The organism is Pseudomonas sp. MF6396 (assembly GCF_002018915.1).
Lineage (GTDB): Bacteria > Pseudomonadota > Gammaproteobacteria > Pseudomonadales > Pseudomonadaceae > Aquipseudomonas > Aquipseudomonas palmensis.
In genome coordinates, this window is the sequence record NZ_MVOK01000016.1 from 130,690 (window position 1) to 145,468 (window position 14,779).

Here is a 14,779-nt window from a genome sequence, read left to right on the forward strand (position 1 = left end):
TGTTCATGCACTGGCCACCGGCGCCAGCCGACAGCACAAAATCAATCCGCCGGTATCACCCGGGTGCGCCTGCAAGGTACCGCCGAACCCTTCGACGATACTGCGGCTCATGCTCAAGCCCAGCCCCAGCCCTTCGGGCTTGCTGGTGGTAAACGGGGTGAAGATGCCGTCCAGCTGCTCGGCGGCCACCCCAGGCCCCTGGTCGGCCACCTGGATACGCAGCCAACCGGCCTGCTGGTCGGCGCTGATCAGCACGCGCGAAGGCGCCCCGGCATGCTGCTCGCGGTTGGCGTCGATGGCGTTGCGCAACAGGTTGAGCAGGACCTGTTCGAGCAAGACACGGTCGGCGTATACCGGCGGCAGGTTGTACACCATGTGCTGCTCGATGGTCACCTGGGCCTGCGCCGCCTCCCAGGCACACAGGCGCACGGCCTCGCGCGATACATCGGCCACGTTGAGCGCCTGCAAGCGGCGCGGCTCCTTGCGCAGGAACGAGCGCAGGCGCTTGATCACTTCGGCGGCATGGGTGGCCTGCTCGGTGATGCGCTGCAGGCCCTGGGCGACCCGCCCGGCCGCCTGCGGGTCACGCTCCACCGCCAGCAGGTAGCGCTGGCTGGCACTGGCATAGTTGACCACCGCTGCCAGCGGCTGGTTGATCTCGTGGGCGATGCCGGAGGCCAGCTCGCCCAGGGTGACCAGCCGCGCGGTGTGCGCCAGTTCATCCTGGTGTCGGCGCTGCTGGCGTTCACGCAGCTCGCGCTCGGTCATGTCGCGAGCCACCAGCGAGTAGTAGCGCTCGCCACCTGCCGCCCGGTGCGCCAGCAGTACCAGCGACACCGGGAACGGCGCCGAGCCGTTGTAGGGCGCCAGCCGCGCCTCGCATTGCCACACCCCTTCGCGCTCGGCGCAGGCCCAGCCCTCTTCGTCGAGGCGTTGCAGGGCTTCTTCGTCCAGCAGCTCGCGCAGGGGCGGCACGGCCTGCACCTCCAGCAGGCCCAGTGCTCGCCGGGCGGAACGGTTGAGGTAGGTGAGCTGGCCGGCGGGGTCGGTGAACAGCACCAGGTCGGTGTTGGCCTCGACCACCTCGGCCAGGCGCCGGCGGTTTTCCTGGGCTTCGATGCGCACGGTGATGTCGCGTGACACGCTGACGATCTCGACCACCGCACCGGTGTAGGTTTCGCGGATGGCGCGGCTGGCGATCTCGAACCACAGGTCGCGGCCATCGCGGTGGCGCACGCGGCAGGTCATGGTCTGGTAGCCGTCCTGCTCCAGCGCCTGGGAGGCCTGCAGCAGCGATTGCTGGCGGTCCTGGGGGTGAAACAGCGACTGCACCGCCACCCCGCGCAGCTCTTCCGGCCAGTAGCCCAGCAGGCGATAGGAGGCCGGCGAAGCATCCAGGAAACACCCGTCGGGGGTATGGCGCGAGATCAGGTCGGTGGTGTTTTCGGTGATCAGGCGGTACAACCGACGTGCCTGGCTGGCCTCGCGCTCGGCCATGCGCTCAACCGTAGCGTCGCGACAGCGGGCCAGCACCTGCAGGCCGCCCTCCAGCGGGACGAAGGTCCACAACAGGATACGCTGCTGCACCAGGGCCTCGACCTCGGCAATCGCCCGCTGCTGGTGCAGGCAGGCGCTCACCAGCGCCTTGTAGTTGGCGGGCAGCAGGCTGCCCACGGGCGGCTTGGGCCAGGTGTCGAACAACGCCTGCACCGCCGGGTTGGCGGCCACCACCTGGGCGGCGGCATCGAGCAGCACGGTGGGTTGCGGGTCCTTGTCGAGCAAGGCCGAGGGAGGAAAGGTCACTTGGGGCTCCGGCTTTTTATAGTATTTATACCATATTGCTATAGTCTATCTTCCAAGTAATATGGAGAACAGCGTAAAAATGAAACACCGAAGTCGGTATACGTACCGCCTTCCAGAAACCTGATCAGAGCTAACAATCAGCCATCGGAGGTTTCAGCCAGCGCCTGATCGCGGCTGCCTCCTGCACAGGAACCGTTCATGTCGATCTTCTCCCAGGGCCTGCAGCCCGCCCCCGTCAACCATGTCGCCCTTTCCCCGCTGAGTTTCATCGAACGCACGGCTGCGGTCTATGGCGATTACCCGGCGGTGATCCATGGTGCCATCCGCCGCAACTGGCAGGAAACCTACCAGCGCTCCCGCCGCCTGGCCAGCGCCCTGGCCGGCCGTGGTATCGGGCTGGGCGATACGGTGGCGGTGATGCTGCCCAACATTCCGGCCATGCTCGAGGCGCATTTCGGTGTGCCGATGATCGGTGCGGTGCTCAACGCCCTGAACGTGCGCCTGGATGCCGAGGCCATCGCGTTCATGCTCGAGCACGGTGAAGCCAAGGTGCTGATCACCGACCGCGAGTTCCACAAGGTGATCGAAGCAGCGCTGGGCCTGATGGCCCACCCGCCGCTGGTGATCGATGTGGACGACCCGGAGTACGGCGAGGGCCGCGCCGTCAGCGACCTGGATTACGAAGCCTTCCTGGCCGAGGGCGACCCCGAGTTCGTGTGGCACTGGCCCGAGGACGAGTGGCAGGCGATCTCGTTGAGCTACACCTCCGGCACCACCGGCAACCCCAAGGGGGTGGTCTATCACCACCGCGGCGCCTACCTGAACGCACTGGGCAACCAGATGACCTGGGCCATGGGCAACCACCCGGTGTACCTGTGGACCCTGCCGATGTTCCACTGCAATGGCTGGTGCTACCCGTGGACCGTGACGGCCCTGGCCGGCACCCATGTGTTCCTGCGCCGGGTCGACCCGCAGAAGATCCTGACCCTGATTCGCGAGCACCAGGTCACCCACCTGTGCGGCGCACCGATCGTGCTCAATGCGCTGATCAACATGCCCGACTCGGCCAAGGCCGCCATCGACCACCCCGTGAACGCGATGGTGGCCGGGGCGGCGCCACCCGCCAAGGTGATCGGCGCGGTGGAGGAAATGGGCATCAAGGTGACCCACGTCTACGGCCTGACCGAGGTCTACGGCCCGGTGACGGTGTGTGCCTGGCATGCCGAATGGGACGCGCAGCCGCTGGAGGAGCGGGCCCGCATCAAGTCGCGCCAGGGCGTGCGCTACCCTACCCTCGAGGGGCTGATGGTGGCCGACCCGCAAACGCTTGAACCGGTGGCCCGCGACGGCAACACGCTGGGCGAGATCTTCATGCGCGGCAACACCGTGATGAAGGGCTACCTGAAGAACCCCGAGGCCACCGCCGAAGCCTTCCGAGGCGGCTGGTTCCATACCGGCGACCTGGCAGTGTGGCATGCCGACGGCTATGTGGAGATCAAGGACCGGCTCAAGGACATCATCATTTCCGGGGGCGAGAACATCTCGACCATCGAGGTCGAAGACACGCTGTACCGCCACCCGGCCGTGCTCGAGGCTGCGGTGGTCGCCCGCCCGGATGAAAAATGGGGCGAAACCCCCTGTGCCTACGTCACCCTCAAGGCCGGTTTCGAAGGTACCCGCGAGGCGGACATCATCGCCTTCTGCCGCGAGCATCTGGCCGGCTTCAAGCTGCCCAAGACGGTGGTGTTCAGCGACCTGCCGAAAACCTCCACAGGCAAGATCCAGAAGTACCTGTTGCGCGACTGGGCCAAGGCGCTCTGACCTTTTTTCACCTTTATTCGGAAACCGTTATGCCTGAGTTCAATGCACCGCTGCGCGACATGCGTTTTGTTCTTCACGAAGTGTTCCAGGGCCCGGCCCTGTGGGCACGCCTGCCGGCGCTGGCGGCCAGCGTCGACGGCGATACCGCCGATGCGATACTGGAAGAGGCGGCCAAGATCACCGGCCAGCTGATCGCCCCGCTCAACCGCAGCGGCGATGAGGAAGGCGTGCACTTTGCGCAGGGTCGGGTCACCACTGCGCAGGGGTTCGTGCAGGCCTGGCAGACCTACCGCGAAGGCGGCTGGGTCGGGCTGGCGGGCAACCCCGAGTACGGCGGCCTGGGCATGCCCAAGATGCTCGCGGTGCAGTTCGAGGAGATGCTCTACGCCGCCAACTGCAGCTTCAGCCTGTATTCGGCGCTGAGCGCCGGCTGCTGCCTGGCCATCGACGCGCACGCCAGCGATGCATTGAAGGCCACCTACCTGCCGGCGCTGTACAGCGGGCAGTGGGCCGGCACCATGTGCCTGACCGAACCGCATGCAGGTACCGACCTGGGGATCATCCGCAGCAAGGCCGAACCCCAGGCCGATGGCAGCTACCGGGTCAGCGGCACCAAGATCTTCATCACCGGCGGCGACCAGGACCTGACCGAGAACATCGTGCACCTGGTACTGGCCAAGCTGCCCGACGCGCCGGCCGGGCCCAAGGGCATCTCGCTGTTTCTGGTGCCCAAGCGCCTGGTGGGCGAGGACGGCAGCCTGGGTGAAACCAACGCGGTGAGCTGTGGATCGATCGAGCACAAGATGGGCATCAAGGCCTCGGCCACCTGCGTGATGAACTTCGATGGCGCCGTGGGCTACCTGGTGGGCGAACCCAACCGCGGCCTGGCGGCGATGTTCACCATGATGAACTACGAGCGCCTGTCCATCGGCATCCAGGGCATCGGCTGCGCCGAGGCGTCGTACCAGAACGCCGCACGCTACGCCCGGGACCGCCTGCAAAGCCGCGCCGCCACCGGGCCGCTGGCCAGCGACAAGGTGGCCGACCCGATCATCGTGCATGCCGATGTACGGCGCATGCTGCTGAGCATGCGCGCCCTGACCGAAGGCGGCCGGGCGTTCGCCACCTATGTCGGCCTGCAGCTGGATATCGCCAAGTACGCCGAGCAGCCGGAGGAGCGCGAGGCCGCGCAGCGCCTGGTGGCCTTGCTGACGCCGGTGGCCAAGGCGTTTTTCACCGACATGGGCCTGGAAAGCTGCGTGCTGGGCCAGCAGGTGTTCGGCGGGCATGGCTACATTCGCGAATGGGGCCAGGAACAGCTGGTGCGCGATGTTCGCATCGCGCAGATCTACGAAGGCACCAACGGCATCCAGGCGCTGGACCTGCTGGGGCGCAAGGTGGTGGCCGATGGCGGACAGTCGCTGGCGCTGTTCGCCAACGAGATCCGCAGCTTCTGTGAAACCCGTCCGCCCCTGTGCGAACCGCTGCTGCATGCCCTGGCGCAGCTGGAAAGCGTGAGCCAGTGGGTACGCGAGCAGGCCACCGGTGATGCCAACGCGGTGGGCGCGGCGTCGGTGGAGTACCTGCACCTGTTCGGCTATGTGGCCTACGCCTACATGTGGTCGCGCATGGCGGCCACTGCCCGCGAACGGCGCGAGCAGGAGCCGGCGTTCTACGAGGCCAAGCTGGCCACGGCTACCTTCTACGTCGAGCGTCTGCTGCCCAGGGTACTGTCGTTGCAGGCCAGCATCCGCGCAGGCAGTGCGCCGCTGTACCAGTTGCCAGCCGAGCTGTTCTGAGCCGCGCAACGCTCCAGGCGGGTGCTTAAACGATAAAAACCACGCATTTGCGTGGTTTTTCGGTCAAATATTTCTTACAACTGATAGTCATTCACGATGAACTCGGTTCTCGTTGGCCACCTGCCAAGGGTAGAATGGCCAAAACCGGGAGTATCAATGAACCAAACCAGCCTCAGCGCAGCCGAACTTGATGCCATCACCGATGCCGCTGCGCACTGGTGCATGCGCCTGCATGCTGAGGACTGCAGTGAACAGGAACGTGCCGCCTGCGCGCAATGGCGCGCAGCCGACCCACTGCACGAGCAGGAATTCCAGGCCATGCAGGAGATCTGGCAGACCGCCGACCACCTGCCCCGCCCTGCTGCCCCGGTAATCACCCTGTCAGCCAGGCCCCGCGGGCGCGCCTTGCGTCGGCTGGCCTCGGCTGCGGCCGTGGCGCTGGTGGCGCTGCCGATTGGCGCCTGGGTGGGCTGGGAACAGGGCTGGCTGCCCAACAGCTATGAGCGCGTTGAAAGCGGCAATGCCATCGCCCGCGCGGTGCTGCCGGATGGCAGCGAGGTGGAGTTGAACCTCAACACCACCCTGCGCTACGCCAACTACAAGGACGAACGACGGGTGACGCTGGTCAACGGCGAGGCCTTCTTCAAGGTGCAGCACGATACCCAGCACCCGTTCGTGGTGCGTGCCGGCAAGGGCCAGACCCGGGTGACCGGTACCCAGTTCAACGTTTGGAAGTATCAGGACCAGGTGAAGGTCACCCTGGTGGAAGGTTCGGTGCTGGTCAGCAGCAACAGCAGCGACCCGGACAGCGGCTATCGCCTGGGCCCCGGCATGCAGGCCAGCTACCGTCGCGGCGACTACGAGCCGGCCCTCAGCCAGACCTATGCCCACGACACCAGCCTGGCCTGGCGCGGCGGCAAGCTGATCCTCGACAATCTGCCACTGGACCAGGCCCTGCCGCTGATCAACCGCTACCTGGAAACGCCGTTGCTGCTGGCGGACGCCAGTACCGGCAGCATCCGCATCAGCGGCATCTACAACACCACCGAGGTCAATCGCCTGGTGAGCAACATGCCCAAGGTGCTGCCGGTGTACCTGACGCGCAACAAGAACGGCGATACGGTGCTCAACCGCATCTCGCCGCCCCCGCGAAAAAGCTGAGCCTCGCGCCCAGCTCCTGCGCCCTGGCGCGCTACAGCACCATCGCCGCTACCCAGCCGAACGCCAGCAACGGCAGGTTGTAATGCAGGAAGGTCGGCACAACCGTGTCCCAGATGTGATGGTGCTGGCCGTCGACGTTCAGGCCCGAGGTCGGGCCCAGGGTCGAGTCCGACGCCGGTGAGCCGGCATCACCCAACGCGCCGGCAGTACCGACGATGCACACGGTGGCCAGCGGGTCGAAGCCCAGTTGCACGCACAGCGGCACAAAGATCGCCGCCAGGATCGGCACCGTGGAGAACGACGAACCGATACCCATGGTCACCAGCAGCCCCACCAGCAGCATCAGCAGCGCCCCGACCGCCTTGCTGTGGTCGATCCAGCCGGCCGAGGCCTCCACCAGGGTCTTCACTTCGCCGGTGGCCTTCATGACCTCGGCAAAGCCGGACGCGGCGATCATGATGAAGCCGATCATGGCCATCATCTTCATGCCTTCGGTGAACAGGTCATCGGTGTCCTTCCAGCGCACGATGCCCGACAGCGAGAAGATCAGAAAGCCCGCCATCGCACCGATGATCATCGAGTCCAGCCACAGCTGGATGATGAACGCCGCGGCGATCGCACAGCCGGCCACCATCAGCGTCAGCGGGTTGTAGCTGACCGCCACCTGCTCGACCTGCTCGATCTTTGCCACGTCGTACACGCGCTTTTTGCGGTAGCTGAAGAACACCGCCAGCAGCAACCCGAACAGCATGCCCGCCGCCGGTATCGCCATGGCCTGGGTCACGTTGACGCCGCTGACGTCCACCCCGCTGCGGCTGACGTTGGCCAGCAGGATCTGATTGAGGAAGATGTTGCCGAACCCCACTGGCAGGAACATGTACGGGGTGATCAGGCCGAAGGTCATCACGCAGGCCACCAGGCGCCGATCGATCTGCAGGCGGGTCAGCACGTACAGCAGCGGCGGCACCAGCAGCGGAATGAAGGCGATATGAATGGGCAGGATGTTCTGCGACGAGATCGCCACCACCAGCAACAGGCCGATCAGCAGCCACTTGATCTTGCCGCCTTCGGCATTGCCCTGACCATGGAACATCGACAGGGCGCGATCGGCCAGCGCATGGGCCAGCCCGGACTTGGCGATGGCCACGGCGAATGCGCCCAGCAGCGCATACGACAATGCCACCGTGGCACCGCCACCCAGGCCGCCGTTGAACGCCTTGAGCGTGCCTTCGATACCCAGGCCGCCCACCAGGCCGCCGGCGAGCGCGCCGATGATGAGGGCGATGACCACGTGCACACGGGCCAGGCTCAATATCAGCATGATGCCGACCGCGGCAATTACTGCATTCATTTCATGACCTCTAGAAACCAGACAAAGCTTGCGCTGCGGCGACAGACTGCGAGCGCAGTGGCCGAACGACAGGTGTTTTTATGGGAGGGCGCACACTCTGAAGCAGCACCCGCCACTTGTCAAAGTACGGGGCTAGACGGCTGCACGCGGGTCGCATGCATGACTGAAAACGACGCATTTCAATTGAACGTTTGAATAAAGAAAAACTGCGCCTGGCCGTTACAGTCGTCAGCCTCAATCTTTTTTTGGATCAAAGGACTTCGTCATGTCGTCGAGACAACTTTCCATCCAGTGGAAAATCACCCTGCTGGCCGGGCTCTGCCTGGCCAGCATCGTTACGCTGCTGGTGGGCCTTTCGCTGTACCGCATGGAGCACAACTCCGAGCTGGTCAAGGCCAGCAGCATGCAGATGCTGACCGAAGCGGCCCAGTCGCGTATCGAGTCCCAGGGCGAAGTCCAGGCCTTGAGCATCCGCCGCCAGTTCATGGATGCCTACCAGTACGGTGCAGGCTTTGCGCGCCAGGTGCTGTTTTTGCGCGAGCAGGCCGAAAAGCGCTTTCTGGACGCCTTCGACCTGCGCGAGGACATGACCCGCCAGGTGCGCGCCGCGCTGCAGGCCAACCCCGACCTGCTGGGGCTGTCGCTGGTGTTCGAGCCCAACGCCCTGGACAACAAGGATGCCCTGTTCGCCAACCAGGCCGAGCTGGGCAGCAACGAGGCCGGCCGCTTCGCCCTGTACTGGTCGCAGCCCACGCCCGGCAAGCTGACCTCGATGGCGCTGCCCGAAAAGGACATGACCGACACCAGCATCGGCCCCAGCGGCGAGCCGGCCAACACCTGGTCGGTGTGCCCGCGTACCACGCGCAAGACCTGCGTGATCGAACCCTACTTCTATGACATTGCCGGCCAGCGGGTGCTGATGACCAGCATCGTGTTCCCGCTGATCGTGGCCGACAAGGTGGTCGCCACCCTGTCGATCGACATCAACCTGAACAGCCTGCAGGCGCTGAGCCAGCAAGCCAGCCAGAACCTGTACCAGGGCCAGACCCGCATCGGCATCATCAGCCCGGTGGGCCTGCTGGCCGGCTACAGCCCGGATGCGGGCAAGCTGGCGCAACGCTTCGACCAGGTCGACAGCACCAGCGGCAAGGAGCTGATAGGCCTGCTGAGCAGCGGCACGCCCCTGCAGAGCCTCCACAAGGACGAGCGCCTGAAGGTGCTGGCATCGTTTGCACCGATTCCGGGGGGCAAGCCCTGGGGCGTGCTGCTGGATGTGCCGCAAAGCGCCCTGACCGGCCCGGCCGAGACCCTCAAGAACGAGCTCGACCAGCGCAATACCAGTGGCACCCTGATCGAGCTGGGCCTGGGTGTGCTGGCCGCGATCGTGGGGCTGCTGCTGATCTGGGTGATGGCGCGCAGTGTGACCCGCCCCATCCTGGGCGTGGCCGCCATGCTCAAGGACATCGCCAGCGGCGAAGGCGACCTGACCCGCCGCCTGAACTACGACAAGCGCGACGAGCTGGGGGAACTGGCCGGCTGGTTCAACCGCTTCCTCGACAAGCTGCAGCCGATCATCGCCGAGGTCAAACGCTCGGTGCAGGCGGCGCGCGACACTGCCGACCAGTCTTCGGCGATTGCCTCGCAGACCAGCGCCGGCATGGAGCAGCAGTACCGTCAGGTCGACCAGGTGGCCACGGCGTCCCACGAAATGAGCGCCACCGCCCAGGATGTGGCGCGCAGTGCTGCGCAAGCGGCCCAGGCGGCGCGTGACGCCGACCAGGCGACCCGTCAGGGCCTGGCGGTAATCGACCGCACCACCACCAGCATCGATACCCTGGCAGCCGACATGAACACCGCCATGGCCCAGGTCGAAGGCCTGGCCGACAACAGCGAGAAGATCGGTTCGGTACTGGAAGTGATCCGCTCCATCGCCGAGCAGACCAACCTGCTGGCGCTCAATGCCGCCATCGAGGCGGCCCGTGCCGGGGAAGCCGGGCGCGGCTTTGCGGTGGTCGCCGACGAGGTGCGCAACCTGGCCCGACGCACCCAGGAGTCGGTGGAGGAGACCCGTCAGGTGATCGAGCAACTGCAGGCCGGCACCCGCGAGGTGGTGGGCGCCATGGACAGCAGCCACCGCCAGGCCCAGGGTAGCGTCGACCAGGTCGGTCAGGCCGTGACTGCGCTGCGCCAGATCGGCGAGGCCGTCACCGTGATCAGCGACATGAACCTGCAGATTGCCAGTGCTGCCGAAGAGCAGAGCGCGGTGGCCGAGGAAATCAACAACAACGTGGCGACCATTCGCGATGTGACCGAGTCACTCTCGGAGCAGGCCAATGAGTCGGCGCGGGTCAGCCAGTCGCTGAACAGCCTGGCCAACCAGCAGCAGGGGCTGATGGACCAGTTCCGCGTCTGATGGTGTTATCGGGCTACCCTGCGGGGTAGCTCGATGCTCACCCGCAGCCCGCCCAGCGGGCTTTCCAGCAACCTCATCTGCCCACCCCAGGCTTCGGCGATATCGCGAACGATGCCCAGGCCAAGCCCATGGCCATCGACCTGTTCGTCGAGCCGCGCACCGCGCTCCAGCACCCCCGCCCTGGCATTTTCGGGGATGCCCGGGCCATCATCGTCCACCCACAGGCGATACACCCCGCCCTCTTGCTCGATGCTCAGGCAGACCTCGCTGTCGGCCCACTTGCAGGCGTTGTCCAGCAGGTTGCCCAGCAGCTCGAGCAGGTCTTCGCGGTCCCAGGGCAAGGACAGCCCATCGGGCACCTGATGGCGGATGAGCAGGTGATCGCCGTGAATCATGCCCAGGGTCGATAGCAGGCCCGGCAGTTCGGTGGCGCAATCGAAATGCGCCCCCGGCAGGGCATCGCCGGCCAGCCGGGCGCGATTGAGTTCGCGGCTCAGGCGTTGCTGGATCTGCTCCAGCTGAGCCTGCAACTGGGCGCGAACCTCGGGCAGGTCGTTCAGGCGCTCGCTCGACGCCAGGCTCATCAGCACCGCCAGGGGGGTCTTCAGGGCATGCCCCAGGTTGCCCAGCGCGTTGCGTGAACGTCTGAGGCTGTCTTCGGTGTGTGCCAGCAGGTGGTTGATCTGCGCCACCAGGGGCTCAAGTTCGACAGGCACCTCACTGTCGAGCTGCGAGCGCTTGCCCTGCTGCAGTTGGGCGATCTGTTCGCGCGTGCGTTCCAGTGGGCGCAGGGAGCGTGTGACCGTGATGCGTTGCAGCACCAGAATCAACAGCAGCGCCACCAGCCCCAGGCCAAGGCCGAGCTGCTGCATGCGCCGGAAGCCGTCGCGCACGGGGGTATAGTCCTGCGCCACGCTGATCGAGATCGCCTGGCCCAGGCGCCGGTAGTCGGCACGCAGCACCAGCAGTTGCTGGCCAGCCGGGCCCAGCTCCAGGCCCGCGTGCAGGCCGGGAGTTGGCGGACGGGGCATGTCCATGTCCCAGAGCGAACGGGAACGCCAACTGCCCCCTTCGAAATCGATACGGAAGTAGTAGCCGGAAAACGGCCGCTGGTACGCCGACGACAGGCGTCGCTCGTCCAGTTCGAGGCCGCTGTGGCCGCGTACCAGCGCCACCAGCAGGTTTTCGCTTTCCTTGCGCAACCCCGTCTCCAGGTAGCGCTGCAACCCGACCTCGAACAGCCACAGGCTGATCTGCGCCAGGGCCAGGCCGACCACCACCAGTACACCGACCAGCCCCAGGCTCAGGCGCGCCTGGATCGACTTCACTCGACCACTCCGCCAAAGCGATAGCCCTGGCCGCGATGGGTTTCGATCACGCTGCGCCCCAGCTTGCGGCGTAGGTGGTTGACGTGTACTTCGAGCACATTCGAATCGCGCTCGGTTTCGCCGTTGTACAGGTGCTCGGCCAGGTGGCTTTTGGAAAGGATCTGCTGCGGGTGCAACATGAAGTAGCGCAGCAGGCGAAACTCGGCGGCCGTCAGTTGCACGTCCTGCCCGTCGCGGCTCACGCACTGGCGGCCTTCGTCCAGGTGCAGGCCGGCGGCCTGCAGGGTCGGCTGGTTGGCCAGGCCACGGGCACGGCGCAGCAGCGACTGGATGCGCAGTTGCAGCTCTTCGGGGTGAAAGGGTTTGCTCAGGTAATCGTCGGCACCGGCCTTGAGGCCCTCGATGCGCTCGGCCCAGGAACCCCGTGCGGTCAGGATCAGCACCGGGGTCGACAGCCCGCCGGCGCGCCATTGGGCCAGCACTTCGAGGCCGGGCAGGCCAGGCAGCCCCAGGTCCAGGATAATCAGGTCATAGGGCTCGCTGCTACCCTGGTACACCGCATCTCGGCCGTCGGCCAGCCAGTCGATGGCGTAGCCCTGGCGCTGCAGGCTCTGGGTGAGTTCATCGGCCAGCGGGACGTTGTCCTCGACCAGTAACAGGCGCATCAGTCATCTTCCTCATCTTTGATCAGCACACCCGTGCGTGCATCGAACTTGATTTCACGCACGACCCCTTGCGGGGTGACCAGCTCGACTTCGTACTCGTAGCGGTTGTGCTTCTCTTCCAGCTCCGCCTCAAGCAACTTCGCCCCGGGGTAACGCCCCAGGGCGGAGTTCAACAGTTGCTCCAGCGGCAGGATGATGCCCTTCTGACGTAGCTCCAGGGCTTCATCCTGATCGAGGTCGCGGGCCAGGGCCGGCGTACAGAAGACCAGCAATGCGAGGAACAGCCACGGTGCCGTTCGCTTGCGTGCAGTCATCAGGTGTCCTTGGCGTCCTTGAGTACTTCACCGGTCTTGGCATCAAGGTCCACGTCCCATTCGACGTTCTGCGCGTCACGCAGTTCGACCTTGTACACATAACGGCCGTACACGTCCTCGAGCTCGGAGTCCTTGATGGTGGCACCCGGATGCTTGGCCAGCGCTTTTGCGTTGAGGTCATCCAGCGACAGGATGGTCTTGGCCTGGACCAGCTGCACGACTTCATTGGTGGGGATGTCTTTAGCCAGCGCAACGTTGGCGCTCAGGGCAAGGGCGGCGGTGGCGAACAGGGCAGTCAATGTTTTCATTGTGTCTCTCCATTTAGGATCAATCTTGCTTACGGGTTCAGAATACCGAACCGAACTTAACTGAAACTGAAAACAACTGGCGCCATGATAGCTCAGGCGCGCCCCTGTTCCGTCCACGCTTCTCTATAATCGTTGATCCAGGACAACGAGGCCCTTATGAGCTCAATCCAGATCAAGTTTCCAGCGCTGACACTCAAGGCCGGCACGCGGGCGTTTGCCCATGTACGTGAACGCGGTCTGCAGGCTGCAGACGTGGGGGTGCTACCGGGCGCTGCAGGCGGCCCCAAGGCGCTGGGTATCCAGGGTATCGACCTGGCGCTGTTCGGCCAGTGGCTGCCCACAGCACCGCGCGCGCGCTCGCTGATCGGGGCATCGATCGGCTCCTGGCGCTTCGCCAGTGCCTGCCTGCCCGACCCCGCCCAGGCCCTGCTGCGCCTGGGCCATCTGTATACCGAGCAGGATTTCGCCAAGGGCGTGACCCAGGCCCAGGTCAGCCAGAGCTGTCGTCGCATGCTCGATGACCTGCTGGAGGGCCAGGATGCTCGCATTCTCGACAACCCCCACTATCGGCTCAACATCATGCTGGTCAGAAGCCACGGCCTGCTTCAGCACGATCATCGAGGCCGACTGGGCGTAGGCCTGTCGTCGGTGATTGCCGACAACCTCGTGAGCCGTTCGCGGCTGGCCCGGCACTTCGAACGCGTGATCCTGCATGACGCACGCTGCGCACCGCCGTTGAACCCCCTCACGGACTTCCCTTCGCGCTGTCTGCCGCTGGCGGTCGACAACCTGCGTCATGCCCTGCTCGCTTCAGGCTCCATTCCCATGGTGATGGAAGGCGTGCGGGACATTCCGGGAGTCGGGGCGGGCACCTACCGGGATGGTGGCTTGCTCGACTATCACCTCGACCTGCCCTACAGCGGCGAGGACATCGTGCTTTACCCTCACTTCACCCACAAGGTGGTGCCGGGGTGGTTCGACAAGGCCCTGCCCTGGCGGCGCAGCAATGCGCAGTACCTGCAGAACGTGCTGTTGCTGGCACCCTCGCCGCAGTACCTGGCCCGCCTGCCCTACGGCAAGCTGCCGGATCGCAGCGACTTCAAGCGCTTCATGGGCGATGCCGGTAACCGCCAACGTTACTGGCGTACCGCCATGAGCGAAAGCCAGCGGCTGGGCGACGAGTTCCTGGAACTGGTGGAAACCGGCAAGCTGCACCAGCATCTGCAACCGTTGAAGTAGGCTTGCTGTTAAACTGCCGGTCAGCATTGGTTTTCAGAGTTCTAAGATACCGTGGAAATTTTCAAAGAGTTCACCTTCGAATCGGCCCACCGCTTGCCGAATGTGCCCGCCGGGCACAAATGCGGGCGCCTGCACGGCCACTCCTTCAAGGTTGCCTTGCACCTGACCGGCCAGCTGGATCCGCATACCGGCTGGATTCGCGACTTCTCGGAGATCAAGGCGATTTTCAAGCCGCTGTACGAGCAGCTAGACCACAACTACCTCAATGACATCCCTGGCCTGGAGAACCCGACCAGCGAAGTGATTGCCAAATGGATCTGGGACCAGGTCAAGCCGTTGCTGCCAGAACTGAGCAAGGTGCGTATCCATGAGACCTGCACCAGTGGCTGCGAGTATTACGGCGACTGAGCTGACAGTGACATGTCTGAAAACCACCTCCCAAGGTGGTTTTTTTGTAAGCGTCCGGCCAACACACCTTTCTGATCCCAACGCTTAGGGCGATGGTGGACACCTATTTAAGTGGACACCATTTTTAGCCTTATTAAGCGGATCGCCATGCGTCAACGACACTCTTACC

Annotated in this window: 12 protein-coding genes; 6 read left to right on the top strand and 6 right to left on the bottom strand. The window is 64.9% G+C overall.

From position 1 onward, the window contains the following. Nucleotides 1-3: 3 nt before the first annotated feature. A complete protein-coding gene (locus MF6396_RS17410) occupies nucleotides 4-1,803 on the bottom strand; it encodes a PAS domain-containing sensor histidine kinase (RefSeq protein WP_078481098.1) in 1,800 nt (599 codons plus the stop codon). A gap of 198 nt (nucleotides 1,804-2,001) precedes the next feature. On the opposite strand from MF6396_RS17410, the gene MF6396_RS17415 reads away from it, so the two are divergent. The 3 genes from MF6396_RS17415 (at nucleotide 2,002) to MF6396_RS17425 (ending at nucleotide 6,584) form a co-directional block, all read left to right on the top strand. Next, a complete protein-coding gene (locus MF6396_RS17415; protein ID WP_078481100.1) occupies nucleotides 2,002-3,624 on the top strand; it encodes an acyl-CoA synthetase in 1,623 nt (540 codons plus the stop codon). Between the two features lie 29 nt (nucleotides 3,625-3,653). Next, nucleotides 3,654-5,423 (top strand): acyl-CoA dehydrogenase C-terminal domain-containing protein, encoded by a 1,770-nt coding sequence (locus tag MF6396_RS17420; protein WP_054916514.1) that lies wholly within the window; start codon nucleotides 3,654-3,656, stop codon nucleotides 5,421-5,423. Nucleotides 5,424-5,579: 156 nt separating this feature from the next. Further along, nucleotides 5,580-6,584, top strand: a complete 1,005-nt coding sequence (locus MF6396_RS17425) for a FecR family protein (RefSeq protein ID WP_043861136.1) — start codon at nucleotides 5,580-5,582, stop codon at nucleotides 6,582-6,584. A gap of 31 nt (nucleotides 6,585-6,615) precedes the next feature. On the opposite strand, the gene MF6396_RS17430 is transcribed toward MF6396_RS17425, so the two are convergent. After that, nucleotides 6,616-7,935 (bottom strand): Na+/H+ antiporter family protein, encoded by a 1,320-nt coding sequence (locus tag MF6396_RS17430; RefSeq protein ID WP_078481101.1) that lies wholly within the window; start codon nucleotides 7,933-7,935, stop codon nucleotides 6,616-6,618. Nucleotides 7,936-8,200: 265 nt separating this feature from the next. Between MF6396_RS17430 and MF6396_RS17435 the strand changes: the two genes are divergently transcribed. Beyond that, a complete protein-coding gene (locus MF6396_RS17435) occupies nucleotides 8,201-10,348 on the top strand; it encodes a methyl-accepting chemotaxis protein (protein WP_054916516.1) in 2,148 nt (715 codons plus the stop codon). 5 nt (nucleotides 10,349-10,353) lie between these two features. Here the strand turns inward: MF6396_RS17435 and MF6396_RS17440 are convergent, their stop codons facing one another. Genes MF6396_RS17440 through MF6396_RS17455 form a run of 4 tightly spaced genes read right to left on the bottom strand, consistent with a single transcriptional unit; the run spans nucleotide 10,354 to nucleotide 12,963 of the window. Beyond that, nucleotides 10,354-11,676 (bottom strand): sensor histidine kinase, encoded by a 1,323-nt coding sequence (locus MF6396_RS17440; protein ID WP_078481102.1) that lies wholly within the window; start codon nucleotides 11,674-11,676, stop codon nucleotides 10,354-10,356. Further along, nucleotides 11,673-12,341, bottom strand: a complete 669-nt coding sequence (locus MF6396_RS17445; RefSeq protein WP_043861139.1) for a response regulator transcription factor — start codon at nucleotides 12,339-12,341, stop codon at nucleotides 11,673-11,675. The genes MF6396_RS17440 and MF6396_RS17445 overlap by 4 nt, the downstream gene beginning before the upstream one ends. Further along, on the bottom strand, nucleotides 12,341-12,655 hold the full coding sequence (locus tag MF6396_RS17450; protein WP_043861140.1) for a PepSY domain-containing protein: 315 nt from the start codon (nucleotides 12,653-12,655) through the stop codon (nucleotides 12,341-12,343). The genes MF6396_RS17445 and MF6396_RS17450 overlap by 1 nt, the downstream gene beginning before the upstream one ends. Then, entirely contained in the window at nucleotides 12,655-12,963 is a 309-nt protein-coding gene (locus tag MF6396_RS17455) for a PepSY domain-containing protein (RefSeq protein WP_043861141.1), read from the bottom strand. Before MF6396_RS17455 ends, MF6396_RS17450 begins: the two co-directional genes overlap by 1 nt. A gap of 156 nt (nucleotides 12,964-13,119) precedes the next feature. Between MF6396_RS17455 and MF6396_RS17460 the strand changes: the two genes are divergently transcribed. Both MF6396_RS17460 and queD read left to right on the top strand, forming a co-directional pair. Continuing rightward, nucleotides 13,120-14,202: a patatin-like phospholipase family protein gene (locus tag MF6396_RS17460; RefSeq protein WP_078481103.1), complete on the top strand. Its 1,083-nt coding sequence runs from the start codon at nucleotides 13,120-13,122 to the stop codon at nucleotides 14,200-14,202. A gap of 51 nt (nucleotides 14,203-14,253) precedes the next feature. Next, on the top strand, nucleotides 14,254-14,610 hold the full coding sequence (gene queD, locus MF6396_RS17465) for a 6-carboxytetrahydropterin synthase QueD (protein ID WP_043861143.1): 357 nt from the start codon (nucleotides 14,254-14,256) through the stop codon (nucleotides 14,608-14,610). Nucleotides 14,611-14,779 lie beyond the last annotated feature (169 nt).

Excerpts from the sequence above, each read along its gene's own strand:
- MF6396_RS17420 (WP_054916514.1), top strand. The coding sequence starts at position 3,654 with ATGCCTGAGTTCAATGCACCGCTGCGCGACATGCGTTTTGTTCTTCAC.
- MF6396_RS17415 (WP_078481100.1), top strand. The coding sequence starts at position 2,002 with ATGTCGATCTTCTCCCAGGGCCTGCAGCCCGCCCCCGTCAACCATGTC.
- MF6396_RS17460 (WP_078481103.1), top strand. The coding sequence starts at position 13,120 with ATGAGCTCAATCCAGATCAAGTTTCCAGCGCTGACACTCAAGGCCGGC.
- MF6396_RS17450 (WP_043861140.1), bottom strand. The coding sequence starts at position 12,655 with ATGACTGCACGCAAGCGAACGGCACCGTGGCTGTTCCTCGCATTGCTG.
- MF6396_RS17445 (WP_043861139.1), bottom strand. The coding sequence starts at position 12,341 with ATGCGCCTGTTACTGGTCGAGGACAACGTCCCGCTGGCCGATGAACTC.
- MF6396_RS17455 (WP_043861141.1), bottom strand. The coding sequence starts at position 12,963 with ATGAAAACATTGACTGCCCTGTTCGCCACCGCCGCCCTTGCCCTGAGC.
- MF6396_RS17425 (WP_043861136.1), top strand. The coding sequence starts at position 5,580 with ATGAACCAAACCAGCCTCAGCGCAGCCGAACTTGATGCCATCACCGAT.
- MF6396_RS17430 (WP_078481101.1), bottom strand. The coding sequence starts at position 7,935 with ATGAATGCAGTAATTGCCGCGGTCGGCATCATGCTGATATTGAGCCTG.
- MF6396_RS17435 (WP_054916516.1), top strand. The coding sequence starts at position 8,201 with ATGTCGTCGAGACAACTTTCCATCCAGTGGAAAATCACCCTGCTGGCC.